The 14252-nt window shown below is 61.5% G+C and carries 15 protein-coding genes, 1 tRNA gene and 1 pseudogene; 11 read left to right on the plus strand and 6 right to left on the minus strand.

Annotated features, from left to right (window positions below; translation table 11 throughout):
* Nucleotides 1-183: 183 nt before the first annotated feature.
* The 4 genes and pseudogenes from fliK to M0H32_RS05975 all read left to right on the plus strand — a co-directional run bounded on the left by fliK (nucleotide 184) and on the right by M0H32_RS05975 (nucleotide 5024).
* On the plus strand, nucleotides 184-2688 hold the full coding sequence (gene fliK / locus M0H32_RS05960) for a flagellar hook-length control protein FliK (protein ID WP_248152066.1): 2505 nt from the start codon (nucleotides 184-186) through the stop codon (nucleotides 2686-2688).
* 13 nt (nucleotides 2689-2701) lie between these two features.
* A pseudogene (locus tag M0H32_RS05965) lies at nucleotides 2702-2929 on the plus strand (EscU/YscU/HrcU family type III secretion system export apparatus switch protein); the annotation flags it as partial.
* A 213-nt stretch (nucleotides 2930-3142) separates the two neighbouring features.
* On the plus strand, nucleotides 3143-4624 hold the full coding sequence (gatB, locus tag M0H32_RS05970) for an Asp-tRNA(Asn)/Glu-tRNA(Gln) amidotransferase subunit GatB (RefSeq protein ID WP_248152075.1): 1482 nt from the start codon (nucleotides 3143-3145) through the stop codon (nucleotides 4622-4624).
* A 25-nt stretch (nucleotides 4625-4649) separates the two neighbouring features.
* The gene (locus tag M0H32_RS05975; protein WP_248152078.1) at nucleotides 4650-5024 is read left to right on the plus strand and encodes a GFA family protein; all 375 of its coding nucleotides are present in this window, start codon (nucleotides 4650-4652) and stop codon (nucleotides 5022-5024) included.
* Between the two features lie 30 nt (nucleotides 5025-5054).
* Here the strand turns inward: M0H32_RS05975 and M0H32_RS29615 are convergent, their stop codons facing one another.
* Entirely contained in the window at nucleotides 5055-5882 is an 828-nt protein-coding gene (locus M0H32_RS29615) for a DMT family transporter (RefSeq protein ID WP_248152081.1), read from the minus strand.
* Nucleotides 5883-6075: 193 nt separating this feature from the next.
* Here M0H32_RS29615 and M0H32_RS05985 point away from each other — a divergent pair, with 193 nt between their 5' ends.
* Nucleotides 6076-7614, plus strand: a complete 1539-nt coding sequence (locus tag M0H32_RS05985) for a glycosyltransferase family 39 protein (protein WP_248152084.1) — start codon at nucleotides 6076-6078, stop codon at nucleotides 7612-7614.
* A 45-nt stretch (nucleotides 7615-7659) separates the two neighbouring features.
* Nucleotides 7660-8124 carry a GNAT family N-acetyltransferase gene (locus tag M0H32_RS05990; protein WP_248152086.1) on the plus strand — a complete coding sequence of 155 codons (465 nt, stop codon included), beginning with the start codon at nucleotides 7660-7662 and terminating at the stop codon, nucleotides 8122-8124.
* An 18-nt stretch (nucleotides 8125-8142) separates the two neighbouring features.
* Here M0H32_RS05990 and M0H32_RS05995 read toward each other — a convergent pair whose 3' ends face one another.
* On the minus strand, nucleotides 8143-8613 hold the full coding sequence (locus tag M0H32_RS05995; protein WP_248152089.1) for a DUF2147 domain-containing protein: 471 nt from the start codon (nucleotides 8611-8613) through the stop codon (nucleotides 8143-8145).
* Between the two features lie 114 nt (nucleotides 8614-8727).
* Nucleotides 8728-9150 (minus strand): DUF2147 domain-containing protein, encoded by a 423-nt coding sequence (locus M0H32_RS06000; RefSeq protein ID WP_248152092.1) that lies wholly within the window; start codon nucleotides 9148-9150, stop codon nucleotides 8728-8730.
* Between the two features lie 524 nt (nucleotides 9151-9674).
* Between M0H32_RS06000 and M0H32_RS06005 the strand changes: the two genes are divergently transcribed.
* Entirely contained in the window at nucleotides 9675-9944 is a 270-nt protein-coding gene (locus M0H32_RS06005; RefSeq protein ID WP_248152098.1) for a hypothetical protein, read from the plus strand.
* Between the two features lie 112 nt (nucleotides 9945-10056).
* Here the strand turns inward: M0H32_RS06005 and M0H32_RS06010 are convergent, their stop codons facing one another.
* The 3 genes from M0H32_RS06010 to M0H32_RS06020 form a co-directional block, all read right to left on the minus strand.
* Nucleotides 10057-10560, minus strand: coding sequence for a DUF930 domain-containing protein (locus tag M0H32_RS06010; protein ID WP_248152101.1), 504 nt, complete (start codon nucleotides 10558-10560; stop codon nucleotides 10057-10059).
* Entirely contained in the window at nucleotides 10557-10745 is a 189-nt protein-coding gene (locus tag M0H32_RS06015; RefSeq protein ID WP_248152102.1) for a hypothetical protein, read from the minus strand. The genes M0H32_RS06010 and M0H32_RS06015 overlap by 4 nt, the downstream gene beginning before the upstream one ends.
* A 382-nt stretch (nucleotides 10746-11127) precedes the next feature.
* Nucleotides 11128-11862: a substrate-binding periplasmic protein gene (locus M0H32_RS06020; protein WP_248152103.1), complete on the minus strand. Its 735-nt coding sequence runs from the start codon at nucleotides 11860-11862 to the stop codon at nucleotides 11128-11130.
* A 426-nt stretch (nucleotides 11863-12288) separates the two neighbouring features.
* Between M0H32_RS06020 and M0H32_RS06025 the strand changes: the two genes are divergently transcribed.
* The 4 genes from M0H32_RS06025 (at nucleotide 12289) to M0H32_RS29435 (ending at nucleotide 14043) form a co-directional block, all read left to right on the plus strand.
* A tRNA-Ser gene (locus M0H32_RS06025) sits at nucleotides 12289-12378 on the plus strand.
* A gap of 275 nt (nucleotides 12379-12653) precedes the next feature.
* Nucleotides 12654-12869 carry a tyrosine-type recombinase/integrase gene (locus M0H32_RS29715; RefSeq protein ID WP_425607296.1) on the plus strand — a complete coding sequence of 72 codons (216 nt, stop codon included), beginning with the start codon at nucleotides 12654-12656 and terminating at the stop codon, nucleotides 12867-12869.
* A gap of 652 nt (nucleotides 12870-13521) precedes the next feature.
* Nucleotides 13522-13818: a PRC-barrel domain-containing protein gene (locus M0H32_RS06030; protein ID WP_248152106.1), complete on the plus strand. Its 297-nt coding sequence runs from the start codon at nucleotides 13522-13524 to the stop codon at nucleotides 13816-13818.
* A gap of 93 nt (nucleotides 13819-13911) precedes the next feature.
* A complete protein-coding gene (locus M0H32_RS29435) occupies nucleotides 13912-14043 on the plus strand; it encodes a hypothetical protein (protein ID WP_282449229.1) in 132 nt (43 codons plus the stop codon).
* Nucleotides 14044-14252 lie beyond the last annotated feature (209 nt).

Consider the following 14252-nt stretch of genomic DNA (forward strand, 5'->3'; position numbering starts at 1 on the left):
TTCTTGTCTCGCGCCGGCCAGGAGCCTGACATCGGCTGATGTGGCGAATCTGACCCATTGCGGCCGACAAGGCCTTGATCCGTGTCAACTCTGGGCAAGCTTTAAGAAACCGGCCATACTCGCCCCTTATGATTCCGTGCTCGGGTTCCTGCGCTCAGGATCCACGCCTCCGGAGACGGTGTGATGGTTGAAACGGTGAGTGCGACGCCACTGCCCCAGGGGACCAGCAACGGGTCCGCTGCGCCGCCGCTTGAGCCGGGAACCGAACTCAAGGCCAAAGTGGAAAGCAACCTGCCGGGCGGCATCGTGCGCCTTGCGACCGCCGAAGGTAAGGTCGACCTGCGCGTTGCCGCACCCTTGCCGGCCGAAGCGGAAGTGACGGTAACGGTGACCGGCAGCAAGCAGCAACCGGTTATTCAGATCTCCACCGACAAGGCGCCCGCCCAGGCCGGGCAGCAATCCGGCGCAGGCTCTCAGGGCCAGGGGGGGCAGCAAGCACAGGCCAATTCACCCCAGTCCTATCCGACGCAATCCGGAGCAAGCCCAACCGCACCCGCGGCCCAGGCGAACGCCGCCCGACCGGTTTTCACGGCCACACCGGCCGGTGCGCATCTTGTTCAGGTTTTGGCCGCCAATGCGGTCCCCGCATCCGGTGGGGCCGCAGCCGGCCAGGTGACGCTTCCCGCCGGCGGGGGAGTGGTGCAGGGGCCGGCAGGGCAAGTGCCTTTGCCGGGGCAGGCCTCGCTCGCGGCCTCTCCACAGCCTGTCCAGGCTCCTCCGGCACAAGCTGCGGCTCCCTTGCCCGCTGGCGCATCCTCCGCGGCGCCCACAGGCGCTGGGAGCGCGCCAGGGCTTCCATCGACAGTCGGCGGATCGCTGCAGGCTCCACTGCAGTCTGGTCCGATTGCCGCGCAGGCGCCGTCCGGCGGAGCCGTTGCGGGATCCCTGGCTCAGCAAAACCCGATACCGGGCCCGTCGCCGACAACATCGCCAAATCCTTCTGTTGCGGGCGGTTCCGGCCAGGTCTTGCCGCCGCAATCCGGGGCGCTTGCCAGCGCGACGCCACAAGCCCCCGGCACTCCGGCAACTTCCTCCCCAGCTGCTTCTATTCCGGTTGCTGCGGCGGCCACACCGGCCGGCGGCGGGCCAATCCAAACTGGTCCCGCAAACGGCCCGCAATCCGGAGCCGTCCGGCAGGCTCCCTCCGCGCTCCCCGCCAGTGCCCAGGCGCCGGCCGCAGGACCAACGGCTGCCACGGCCAACAATTCAACAGGCCAAAGCGGTGCGCCGCTTGCCCCGGGCGGACAGGCGGGCACAACCACGCCGGTGCAGCAAGGCGGGGCCAGCCCTCTAGCGCAATCAGGATCGCCAGGCGTTCAGGCGCAACCGGGATCTCCGGCCGCCGCCGGTCCGGCCGCCGCCGGTCAGACAACTACGCCCGTTGCAAACCAGGCCGGCTTTCAGCCGCCGGCTCCGGCTCAAGCGCCTACGATCCCGGCACCGGCTGCCGGGACGGGTGCGAGCCCTTCCGGCGTGGCGACGGCTGCCGCGCCTCAACCGGGCACCCTGCCGACAGGGCAGGGGGCGGCCCTGGCGACCCTGACCGCAGGCACTGGCGGCCTTGGCCAGCAGCCGGGAGCCGCGCCCGTCCGAATTTTAAGCGGGCAGCCCTACCAGCAACTTGGCGGCCAGCGGCTCGGAGGGGCCGCTTCAGCCGCCACAGGCCAACAGACTGCTGCCGCCAGCCCTGGACCAGCCGCGCAAGTTGCCGGGGCCCTTCGCCAGCCGCTCGCCGAGCAGCAGGCAGGTCTCGCCAGCCTGTTTGCCCAGGTCGGCAGCCTGATGAGCGCGCAAAGCGCTGGGGCGGTCACGTTGCCCGAGCCGGTGGTCAAGGCAATGCAACAGATCCTGGGGCTCAGGCTGAATGCCTCAGGAGGCACCAGCGCCGATGATCTCCAGCAGGCCGTGCGCCAGTCCGGTCAGTTCCGGGAGGCCCAGCTGGCCCTGCCGGGGCGCGGCGCGGGCGCGCAAGCAGATCTCAAATCCGCGCTGCTGTCCTTCAAATCGCTGCTGCAGCAGCTGGGCGCCCGTTCGGAAATCAGCCGGCCCGCCGGACAGCCGGCCGCGCCGTCGCGCCACCACGCGCCGCAGGGGCAGGCCCCGCAATCGGCTAGCGGCTATTGGGCCGGCGCCGCGCCGCAGAACCTGAAAGCCTTGATGAAGGAAACCGACGCGGCGCTCGCCCGCCTGCGTCTGACCCAGCTGACAAATACCGGCCTGGCCAGGGAAGGCGGGGCGCCGCATGCGGCCTCCAAGCCGATGGATCTGGTGCTGGAACTGCCGCTCGCGCTCGGCCAGGAGACGGCGGTCATGCAGATGCAGATCGGCCGGGACGGCCCCGGCACGCAGGCCGAACAGGACGGTGAGCCCGCCTGGCGCCTCAGGTTCGCGCTCGATCTGACGGCGACGGGCCCGCTGGAAGCGGCGATCAGCCTGCGCGGCGGTGGCACCTATGCCAGCCTCTGGGTCGACCGCAAGGACACATTCGACAATCTGAACGCGGTCCGCGAGACCATGGAAGCGGCTTTTGCCGACGCCGGTCTTGACCTGCGGGAGCTGCGGCTGATCCGGGGGGTGCCACCAAGGACGGCCGCCTATTACGGCGCGATGGTGGACCGGCAGTCATGAGGGGCATTATTCCGTGAGCCAGACCGACAAGGACAAGAAACTGGCGGTTGCCCTCAAATACGACAATGACGGGGCGCCTGTCGTCACGGCCAAGGGCGCCGGAACCGTCGCCGAACAGATCGAACGGCTGGCAAAGGAAGCCGGTGTTCCGATCGAGCAGAACCCGATGATGGCCGAGGCGCTGTCGCAGATCGAGATCGACCAGGAAATTCCGATTGAACTCTATCAGGCGGTCGCCGTGCTGATCGGTTTCATCATGCGCACCGGCAACGCACAGCATCCGCCGAAGGAGTGAGCAGGTGCGTGACTGTGCGAAAGCGCGGCTATGGGGCAACGAAACCCTTGCAGCCGGGCCAATTCCCGACTAGGTCATCAGTCTGCAATCAAATCGCGCCGCAGCAATCCTGCCTCGCTGCTTTCCTGCGCGAAACCGAACACAGGATTCTTGACGAAAATGACGATTGTCGACGTACGCACACCCGATCCGAAGAAATTCATAAAGGGCGCGACCGGCGACTGGGAAATCGTGATCGGCATGGAAGTCCATGCCCAGGTCACGTCCGACGCCAAGCTCTTTTCCGGTGCCTCGACCGAATTCGGCAAGGATCCCAATGACAATGTCAGCCTCGTGGACGCGGCCATGCCCGGCATGCTGCCTGTGATCAACGAGGAATGCGTACGCCAGGCGGTCCGCACAGGCCTTGGTCTGAAGGCCGAGATCAACCTGAAATCCGTGTTCGACCGCAAGAACTATTTCTACCCGGATCTGCCGCAGGGCTACCAGATCTCCCAGTTCAAGCAGCCGATCGTTGGCGAAGGCAAGATCCTTCTGGACATGCCGGACGAACAGGTCGAGATTGGCGTCGAGCGCCTGCACCTGGAGCAGGACGCCGGCAAGTCGCTACACGACCAGCATCCGTCGATGTCCTTCGTCGATCTGAACCGCTCCGGCGTGGCGCTGATGGAAATCGTCTCCAAGCCGGATCTGCGCTCTTCCGACGAAGCCAAGGCGTATCTGACCAAGCTGCGCTCGATCCTGCGTTATCTGGGCACCTGTGACGGCAACATGGACCAGGGCTCCATGCGCGCCGACGTCAACGTCTCCGTGCGCAAGCCGGGCGGCGAGTTCGGCACACGCTGCGAAATCAAGAACGTCAACTCCATCCGCTTTGTCGGCCAGGCCATCGAATATGAAGCCCGCCGCCAGGTTGCGATCCTGGAGGATGGCGGTTCGATCGACCAGGAAACCCGGCTGTTCGACGCGGTCAAGGGCGAGACCCGCTCCATGCGCTCCAAGGAAGAAGCGCATGACTATCGCTATTTCCCGGATCCGGACCTGTTGCCGCTGGAATTCACGCAGGCCTTTGTCGACGATCTGGCCCAGCATCTGCCGGAACTGCCGGACGAAAAGAAAAACCGGTTCATCGGCGACTATGGCCTGACCGCCTATGACGCCGACATTCTGGTCGCCGAAAAGGCCTCCGCGGATTTCTTCGAAGACGTTGCCAAGGGCCGCGATGCGAAGCTTGCCGCCAACTGGGTGATCAACGAACTCTTCGGCCGCCTCAACAAGGAAGGCAAGGATCTGGCGACGAGCCCGGTCTCCGCCGACCAGCTCGGCGCGATTGTCGACCTGATCAAGGACGGTGTCATTTCCGGCAAGATCGCCAAGGACCTCTTCGAAATCGTCTGGACCGAAGGCGGAGATCCGGCGGCCATCGTCGAAGAGCGTGGCATGAAGCAGGTGACCGACCTCGGCGCCATCGAGACGATTGTCGACGAGATCATCGGCGCCAATCCGGACAAGGTCGAACAGGCCAAGGCGAAACCGGGCCTGCTCGGCTGGTTTGTCGGCCAGGTGATGAAACAGTCCCAGGGCAAGGCCAACCCGCAGGCCGTCAGCGACATGCTGAAGCAGAAGATCGGCCTGGAATAATCATAGGCCTTGGGAGGAGAGAGCCGTGTCCGTTGAGCTGCCGATCACCGGCACCTGCCATTGCGGGGCCGTGTCTTACGAAATGAAGACACAGCCCAAATACGCCGTGGAGTGCAACTGCTCGATCTGCCGCCGTCTCGGCACCGTCTGGGGCCACGGCGAGGCAGGCGAGATCGAGATTAAATCGGCGCCGGAAGCAACGCTGAGCTACTCCTGGGGAGATAAGGAGCTCGCCTTTCACTCCTGCCGCACCTGTGGCTGCACCACCCATTGGGAAGGCATCGACGGCGAGGCCAGGGGCCGCATGGCCGTCAACCTGCGCCTGGCTGAACCCGGCACCATCGAAGCCATCGGCCACCGCCATTTCGACGGTGCCGACACGTGGACATTTCTCGACTGATCGATAGAGCGGCGTTTCACGCCCGGCCGGTCATCTCCCGAACGACCGCCTCGAGATTTGCCGCTCCCTGTAGAAGATATAAAGACCCGCCGAAACGATGATCGCGATGCCGGTGAGCGTCGTTTCATCGGGAATGTCCGAGAAGACAAGATAGCCGAGCAGGCTGGCGGACAGAATTTCCAGATATTGCAGCGGCGCGAGCGCGCCGGCGGGGGCCATGCGGACGGCCCTGGTCGCCAGAAGCTGTGACACAGTCCCAACCGCGCCAAGGGCAAGCAGCAGTGCCCAGTTTGTTGCCGAGGGCTGAGAGGCGGCGAGAAACGGCACCTGCAACGGCGCGCCCAATGTCATTGCAGCAACCGTTGCCAAGGATCCCGATACGCAGATCCAGAATTGCAGGGCGAGCGGCGTTTCCTTTGCCTTTTGCGCCCGCGTGATCGTGAACACGGTGGCCACGAAAACGGCTGACAACAACGGCAGCAGAGCAGCCGGGCCGAAATAGTCAAAACCCGGACGGGTGACAACCAGAGCTCCGGCAAAGCCGACGGCAATGGCCACCATGCGCCTGAGGCCCAGTCTCTCGCCCAGAAACACCGCCGCGAGCAAAGCCCCGCGGATCACCTGGGACATCGTTGGTGCCGGCAGCGGTCTGCGGTCGCCGAGTCTCCAGACAATGGCCAATATGAGCGCCTGAAACAGAAGCCTTGCCACCGTGATCTGTGCGGGCGCCATTTCGGACCCGAGCGATTTTGCGATCGCGTGGGAAATGGGCGCAATCAGGACCGCAACAGCCATGAAGATCATGCCCTGTTCCAGGCCTGTCGGCGCAATCCTGAGAGGCTGGACGCCGTTGGTCACGGCAAACTCCGGATATCGGTGGGACTTATCGCATATCGCGCGCCCGATCCGATTACCAATCAATGATTGTAATCCGACATTTCTCTGGTCCTGATACATGGCCCTGGATCGGCATTTGGGGTGCCGCTGGGCAAGCCGCGCCAAATGCGTTAAACGGCGCTGGTTGTTTCTTTTGCCAGCCAGCAAGGGCCGCATGACCTCCGACACCCGAGACATTTCCAGAACGCCCTTTTATGCCACCCCGCTCGGCGTGTGGGCGATTGTCGCGCTCTGGGGACTGTCGCATCTGCTGCTCAGGGCGCTGTCGACACCCGTGCTTGGCACGGACGACATGTTCGAAAACGTGCTGGTGCAGACGCTGCAGCCCGGCTACATGCTGCGCCAGCCGCCGCTTTACGAATGGCTGCTCTGGTCCGCCCAGCAGGTCTTCGGTCCGACGATCCGGGCAGCACTTGCCGTCAAATACGGCCTGATCTCGATCGCGGCGCTGTTTTTGTTCCTGATCGCCCGCAAGGCGATCGCCGACCCGCGCCTTGCCGCGCTTTGTGCCTTTTCCTATTCGCTCTTTTACCAGTTTGGCTGGAACCTTCATGAGGGTGTCACCCACACCGTGGTGCTGACCACCGCCTGTGCCATGAGTGCCTTCTTCTTCATCAAGGCTCTGGAGACCGGGCGGCTTGGCTTTTATCTGCTCTTCGGCGCCGCGGCAGGTGCGGGGCTGCTCGGCAAACATTCCTATCCCCTGTTTGTCCTGGCCCTGTTATTGGCCACGCTGAGCGATCCAGCCTGGCGGAGCCGCCTGCGCCTTGCCGGTCTCCTCCTGGTGCCGGTGGCCATGGCACTGGTCTATAGCCCCTATGCCTGGTGGATCCTGAGCGAGGGCTTGAAACTGCTGTCGTCGGTCTCAGACACGATGGGCGTGACCGCCGAGACCTCGCATCTGGCGCGGGCGGGCGAGGGGCTCGGCAAGCTTGCTTTCGGGCTTCTGGGTTTTTCCGTGCCGCTGGTGCCTGTCCTGCTCGTCCTGTTCTGGCCGCGCTATCTCGGCCGGAAGGATCCGGTGGTGCCGAAGGTCAACGACGTCGCCCGCCTGTGCGGCCGCACCGTCCTGGCAATGATCTTCCTGACCGCGCTGTTGATCGCGGTGACCGGCGCAACTTATGTCAAGGAGCGGCACATGCATCCGCTCCTTATTCTTCTGCCGATTGTCCTGTTTGCCGATCTGGAGCGTTTCGGCTTTCAGAAACAATGGCGCTGGCTGGGCGCCGTCCTGCTGGCTTTCGTGGCCGTGGCGTTTCTCGCTCGCGTGCCCGGGCTTCTGGCGCCGGACCGGTTCTGGTGCGGCGGCAACTGCCGGCACATGAAACCCTATGCGGATCTGAGCGTACCGCTCAAGGACCTGGGTGCGGAAAAGGCGACGCTGATCGCCGACACCGGCTACACCGGCGGCAATCTCAGGGTCCTGTTCCCTGAGGCCCGCGTTGTCACGAAGGCGATCCCGGCGTCAACGCCTGCGCGCGACAGATGTTTCTTTGTCTGGGAGGAGGGGGAGGAAAGACCTGTCGCGTCTCCGCAGGAGCGCTTTATCCGCAACGCCTTCTGGGAAGCATCGACGCCGCTTTCCGCCACCTATCTCAGCGGTGCCTGGCCGCATCTCTTCAAGGAGACCGGCTGGCGAACGACCTGGTGGGGCGTGGCGGAGATTGATCCGGAAGATCCGATTTGCCGTTAGTGCGCTCCCTCAAATATGCTTTCTAACCGCAGGCGATTAAATCCCATGACACAACCGGTCCGCATCGAAAAAGCCCGCCCCGAACATCTCCAGGAAATCGTCGCCATCATCAATGCCGGCGCGACCTCGGTCCGCAAGGGCAGGGAATTCGACGACTGGCAGGCCTATCGCCCGGCTTTCGATGCCCTGCGGGAGGCGCCGGAATGCGACATCTATGTCGCGCTCGACGAAGCCGGCGCGGTGGTCGGTACCTACCAGATCCATTTCCTGAAGGGCATCGCCTTCAAGGGGAGGCCGCGTGTGGAGCTTGAAAGCGTGCATGTGCGCGCCGATCAGCGCGGCACCGGAGTTGGCCGCAAGATGATGGAACATGCCGAAGGCCTCGCGGCGGAGGCAAATGCCTGCATCATCCAGCTCACTTCCAACAGGGAACGCGAAGGCTCGCATCACTTCTACCGGCGGCTCGGCTATGAGCAGAGCCATCTCGGCTATAAGAAGATGCTGATGTGACGGTTCTTGGCCAGAACCCTAGTTCACCTTCCGCCAGGTTTCCTTTTCGCAGACATTGAAGACAACGCGTACGCAGCCCTGCACTTCCAGCGTCGAGGCGCTGGTCCGCTGCACGGTGGCGTTGGCGCTGAAGCCGCGGCGGGGATCGTAAACCCGGCCTTTCCAGCTGTTGGACGCGGGCTTCAGCCGCCACAGGACCTTGAGGCCGAGCACCTTGCGGCCCCGCTTGCTTTCGTCCTTGTTGTTGAGATCCGGCGTGGTCTTGACCGTATAACCCTTGGGGGCCGGGAAATCGACGATGCGGCCGCAGGGCTCCTTGCCACAGGCCTTGATCTGGATGACAGCGCCCGCAGGCGTTTTCCAGGTGCCGTTGATGTCCGGTGCCGCCTGGGCCGAACCGGAAGCGGCCAGCACAAGAAGCGATGAGAGCGTGGTGGCCTTGAAAACGGACGCCCGGGAAAATCGAGAAAGGAAAGCGCTGGAAACCACGGAAAACCCCGCCGCATTGCTGGTAACGATTGCGCCCCTATTCTTGACCGGCAATTGCGACGGGGCCAAGGCCAAATCAGCACGATTTGGCGTTTCCGTCCGATTTCGTGTGGATCAGTTGGCGCGGCTCCAGGTCTCGCCCTTGCAGATGAGGCCGCCCATAACACAGCCCTCCAGCTTCAGCTTGTTGGCCGAAGTCAGTTCAATGAAGCCGGTATAGGTCTTGCCGTCCTCGGCATTATAGACCTTGCCCTTCCACTGTTTGTCCTTGGAGGTCGGTTTCATCGACTGGACGATGCGGACGCCGAGCAGGGGACGGTCGCGTTTGGAAGCGTCCGGGTTCTGGGTGTCGTTGCGCGGCTCGCGCAGCCAGATCAGGTTGCCGCACAGCGCGTTGCCGCAGGAACTGATGCGGATCTTGGAAGCGCCGTTCGGACGGACCCAATCCCCCTTGGCGTCTGCGGCGTGAGACAGCGTCGGGGACGCGGCGGCAAGACCGGCCGCCAGAAGCGCGGTGGTCAGTAGTGATTTCAGCATGTGTTCCTCCCAAAGCGGAATGCCTTCCGTTTACGGAAAGGGAATGTAGAGACATCCAGAGGCTCTGAAAACCCATCACGCTGCGTCATGTGGCTGAAAAAAAACCGGCGGAGCGCCTTTGTCCGTTCCGGAGGGGGCAGCAGGAAAAAAGCGCCGGATTTCCGCACAAACGAATCCATGGTGAACAGAGTCTTGAGAAGCCTTGTCAATTTTTCGGAGAATACGATTGATATAAAAGAGGAAATCGAAACCTTATGCTTACCGCCGTGTAAATTTCAGACTTATTTAAAGCTTTGTTCGCATTGCGTTAAACCTGATTTTTAACGAGCCTTTTAACCGCGGCTGCTCAAGTAGACTTCAAGAAACGACGGGGAAAGCTTCACGAAAGCTTGCGTTTCTTAGATCGGGTTTCACCGCGATCCAGGAAAGATCCGGCAACACGATCGCCACAGGGGGCGCCGCCACGGGACCGAATGTCCGAAGCGGCGTCAGGGAAGTCTGACAGAGGATGAAAGGGGAGCAACATGGCTCGTTTTGAAATGCACTCGGCCGATCTGGCCACCTTCGGGGAAAAGCCGGTCACGGCGGACATTCTGTTCCAGATGGGTCTGGACAGCGCCTGCGGCCGCCACGGCGCCACCGATCTGGTCACCGCCCACAAATGGTTCAACATTGCAGCGCTCAAGGGCAACCGGGACGCAGCCCGCTACCGCAAGGAAATCTCCTGCGAAATGAGCTCGTCCGAGATTGCCGAAGCACAGCGTTCGGCCCGTGAATGGCTGTCGATGCATTGAGTTCGGCGAAGGCTGCCGGCCTGACGGCACCTGAACCGACATCACCAAACTGACGCGGCAGGCCAAAACGCCTGTCGTGTCCAATCAGAGCGAGTAGGCCGGATCGGTCCCATCAATAGACCGGAGCCAGCCCGTATTCGTCCCAGAGCGCCCGATCCACCGGTGCGCCCAAAGCATATTCAAAGCCGATGATCGTCTGACCGCCCGCGTCGAGCCGGCAGCGATAGGCGATCTCATACCAGATCCGGTTGCTGCGCACCGCGCCGGCCGTGACCTGGATCATGCCCTCCTTGTAAACCGCGTTCCGGAACGCATGCGGCGACAGACGTGTCGGTCTGAACCCCTGCCTGTCGTGACGAAGCTGTTCCATGGCCTCCAGCGCGCAGATCTGTTCGCGACTGTCCGCACCCGTGAGCGTGGCCAGTGCCTCGCGGGCTTGTTGCGAGCGGGGGTCCCTCAGCACATCCGCCGCCAGGAAGGTCGTGGCCGTCACCCATGCCGGTGCGGCCGGACCGGCCGTCTCGGCGGCCACTGAGCCCGGCGTGACGGGGTCTGCCGGCTGTGTGTCGGCTGCCGCGCCGCTCTCCCGCGCCGGCAGAGCGGGCGTAGGCGTCACGACGGGGCTGAGGGGACAAAGGGCAGGATCTCCACGTCGAGAGGCTCCGGAGGCCGCGGTGCGGGCACCCGCCAAGACGCCGCGTCCGTCAGCACCGCATAGAGCGCCAGATGCAGCCACAGGGCGCACAGAAACGGGAACCGGTCGGCGATCAACCGGGTCAGCGAGGCTGGCGGCAGGGGCACGGCGAAAGGCGGCGCGGTGATGACGGTGGCTCCGGTTGCTGGAGGTCAGCGGAGACGCCACAGAACAGCAAGTAACTGGGGCCGAATTGGGGACGTTCTGAACAAATACCAACCTCAATAGATAGGAACCGATCTGACCGTGTTTGGGGTCTGTTCAGCAAGGAGCAGGTTGCAGGGCGATATGGTTTATCGTTCAAAACCTGGGACGCAGCTGAACAGTCCCCAAACACGGCCTTCGGTGGCCTGCTCCGGCCTGCCGGACAGCGTTGCGCCGCTTGCACGGCCAACCAGGCCGTCCTGCGCAACGCGCTTTGCCGGCCAAACCGGACCAGCGCCATCAGATGGGTTCCTATCTATTGAGGCTGGTATGAGCGCGGGACACTCAATTCAGCAGACGGTAGCGCATCAGGATGCCGTCATAGACGCCATTTTCCTGGATGGTGCGCAGTGCGACCCGGAAGCGCTCGACAAGCTCGGGATCGGACGTCTTGCTGAAGGCCATGTAGAGATATTTGGACAGGTCTTCGATCCGGTAAATGGCCTCGAACTTGGCCGGATCCATGCCGTCCTTGCGCACCTGGTAAAAGAAGGAGGCTTCGTCGAAAGGCACCAGATCGATCCGCCCATGCGCCAGCTTGCGCATGTTCAGGAGATCCTGGCTTTCCAGTTCCAGATGGGGGAAGCCCTTGCTTTCCAGGTAGAGGTAATTGACGTTTTCGAGCGTGACGCCGATGGCATATTTCCTGGCGTCCTCCAACGTATGAACCTCAACGGCATCATTGCCGGCTTTTTTGAAAAACGACGTCGTGATCGGGCAGACGATGCCGACCCATTCAAACAGGTTCTCGCGCTCGGGAATGCGCGCCATGGAGAAGATCAGCGTGTTCTTGCGGTTTTGCGCCATCAAGTAGCTGCGCGCCCACGGAAGAAAGGCGATCTCCGCCTCGATGCCCGTTTCCGCCAGCACCGCTTCGACGACTTCCGTCGACAGCCCCTTGGCAATCCCGTCCTCCTGATAATTGTAAGGCGGAAGCTCCTCCGTGACGATCAGAAGATCGGTGCCCCTGGCCTGGAGGCAAAGGGACAGGAGCAGGACGAGGGCAACGAGAAAGCGCAAAGAGCAGCTCCTGGGTGAAGTTGTATTTATTTACTCGACAAGCTTAGATTGGCAGATATGCTTTATGATCTTTTATATCACCTAACGTAAGTTTGTTAAATTCAGATTTAAAAGGCGAGAACGCAAAGGGTTAATCTATTCTTTTACTAACGCTCGTCGCGCTCCTGTTGTGCGACCACAAGCGGCAAGGGCAGGCGCTGCACCGTCATCTTGACGCCGCGGAGCGCGAAGCCTGGGTTCCGGGCGCACTCAAGATGCTTCGGCGTCGGCTAACCGGCTCTGCCAATGACGGCCAGCGCGCGGGTTCGTGTCCCGGCGCGTCTTTCCGCGTTGCCGCGCCGATAGGCGCCCCCGATGGGGAAAAGGCATGAGGCGTCAAAAAAACGCCTTGAACTCGAAGGCTTTTGTTCGTACACGGGCTTTACCGGAGAGGTGGCCGAGTGGTCGAAGGCGCTCCCCTGCTAAGGGAGTAGGCGGGCAACCGTCTCGAGGGTTCGAATCCCTTCCTCTCCGCCACTTATTTTTATAAGTCATTGAATTTATTGATATTTTTTGATCGGCCGAGCTTCCTGCCCACTAGTTGCCCCACATTTCCTGTGCGGCTGACCGGCACGCTCGCTGACTGCATTTGGTGAAACCAATCCCTGAGTGAAGGACTCTGCCGCTAAACCAGGCTGGGTTTGAGTTGCATTGATTGCACGGAAAGTCACCGCGATCCGAGAACGACATTCATCTATGCAAGTGACCGAACAGAAGGACCTTGTTCTGGGACTATTAAGGTCTGGAATTGAGTGCGGACGCAACTCGGTGACGAGAAGCTGAGGCTCCATGATCCACGGCACTCATTCGCGAGTTTTGCCATTTTGGCCGGAGCTTCCATTCATGTTGTCAAGGAATTGTTCGGGCACAAGGACATCGCAACCACTCAGCGGAATACGCATCTCGGAGAAAGCCCAATACGAGAAGCTTCGGACGGAATTGGTGATGTAATTGCTGGCGTGTTTTGAAGTGGGGGCCCGGCGTTGAACAAACAAATCAACTGTTAGAACGCGTTTCTTGAACTAGGGGTGTCCGCTTTGCGTCCCCATTTCGGTCGTTCGGACTGAAATGTCTTGGCCTGGAAGCCGATAAAATCCGCAAGTTTTGGATCGACGTGGGTCCGTCCCCAAAACGACCCTTGGATCAATTTCGCGTTATTCTAAAAGTTGCTGTTAGGTCACGCGCCTTGTGAGCTGTCGGCATTGGCTGAACTCAGCGATGCCTTGGTTAACTACTCGGGACGCCCACCCGTGCCAGAAGATCCTGCCGGAAGTATTCAGGGCAACAATCGAGCCGCTGCAGTTGGACAGCCGGAAACCGGGGTGGTTTTCGTCGATCTCTACTTAAACGCGCGGTCATAAATTTGCATCACCACCGCCGAAACGGTTCAGGGACCTGCAACCGAATATCTGGATGCGGATTAGCCGAAAATGTGACGACACGCTAACCCACATCAGCATGCATCGCCATCACTGCTGCTATGTTGTCACACAGCTTCAATGATGGGCGACGCCGTTAAACCCGGCACCAAACAGCTGCTGACAAGTCACTTTTGCCTGTCTGGCTATTCTGATCGGGCCTGCCGCCTGTCGCGCACTCCAGCCACACCCAGGAGGTCCCATGGACCATTCATCACATAAGCCCCTTCAGGCCGGCGAGATCATTGCCGCTAACGTCAAGGGCGCCGATATCTACGGACCCGATGATAAGGTGATCGGCAATGTCTCCGAAATGCTCGGCAATGGACAGTACGCGAGGGCAGTCATTGAAGTTGGCGGTTTTTTCGGAATCGGGGTCAAGCAAGTTGCCCTTGATGTGTCACGCATCGCCTTCATGCGCGATGGAAACGGAAAAATCCTTGCTCACACCAAGATGACCAAGGTCGAATTGAAAAACTTGCCGGAGCATCGAGGCTGAGCTGTCAAAGACCAAAGCAACTGATCGGAACACCATCCAAAGCGCGGATACACGCCGGAAAATCGCCTTCCGACGCGAGAACAGGAGAAAGAAATGGCAAAGGGCAAAAGCCGCCGCGGTAGAGAAGACAGAAAACCAAAGCAGAAAAAGACCAAGCCTGTCCCGTTACCTTCTTTCAGCAAGAGTTTGAGCATCGAGACATCGCCGAAGGCCAAAAAATACTGAACCGGATTTGTGGCAGGGCGATTGCCGATCCAAGCGGAAAGTAAACACTGCTCCCAATACCGCCCGCGTGAATGGGCGATAGGTTGTGAACCGGCCCTGATGGTGCCCACAGATATCCTCTGGCGTTGCCTTGCATTCAGCACCAGCATACTGCCGCTTGATATTCGGCCAAATTTAGTATCGGAGGCTCCTGATGATCGTCGGGTTTC

This window comes from Roseibium sediminicola, from assembly GCF_023156505.1.
GTDB classification, from domain to species: Bacteria; Pseudomonadota; Alphaproteobacteria; order Rhizobiales; family Stappiaceae; genus Roseibium; species Roseibium sediminicola.

Bases quoted from the DNA above. Each gene is read 5' to 3' on its own strand.
- M0H32_RS06005 (WP_248152098.1), top strand. From the start codon at position 9,675: ATGGCTCGTTTTGAAATGCACTCGGCCGATCTGGCCACCTTCGGGGAA.
- M0H32_RS05985 (WP_248152084.1), top strand. From the start codon at position 6,076: ATGACCTCCGACACCCGAGACATTTCCAGAACGCCCTTTTATGCCACC.
- gatB (WP_248152075.1), top strand. From the start codon at position 3,143: ATGACGATTGTCGACGTACGCACACCCGATCCGAAGAAATTCATAAAG.
- M0H32_RS29435 (WP_282449229.1), top strand. From the start codon at position 13,912: ATGGCAAAGGGCAAAAGCCGCCGCGGTAGAGAAGACAGAAAACCAAAG.
- M0H32_RS06030 (WP_248152106.1), top strand. From the start codon at position 13,522: ATGGACCATTCATCACATAAGCCCCTTCAGGCCGGCGAGATCATTGCC.
- fliK (WP_248152066.1), top strand. From the start codon at position 184: ATGGTTGAAACGGTGAGTGCGACGCCACTGCCCCAGGGGACCAGCAAC.
- M0H32_RS06000 (WP_248152092.1), bottom strand. From the start codon at position 9,150: ATGCTGAAATCACTACTGACCACCGCGCTTCTGGCGGCCGGTCTTGCC.
- M0H32_RS05990 (WP_248152086.1), top strand. From the start codon at position 7,660: ATGACACAACCGGTCCGCATCGAAAAAGCCCGCCCCGAACATCTCCAG.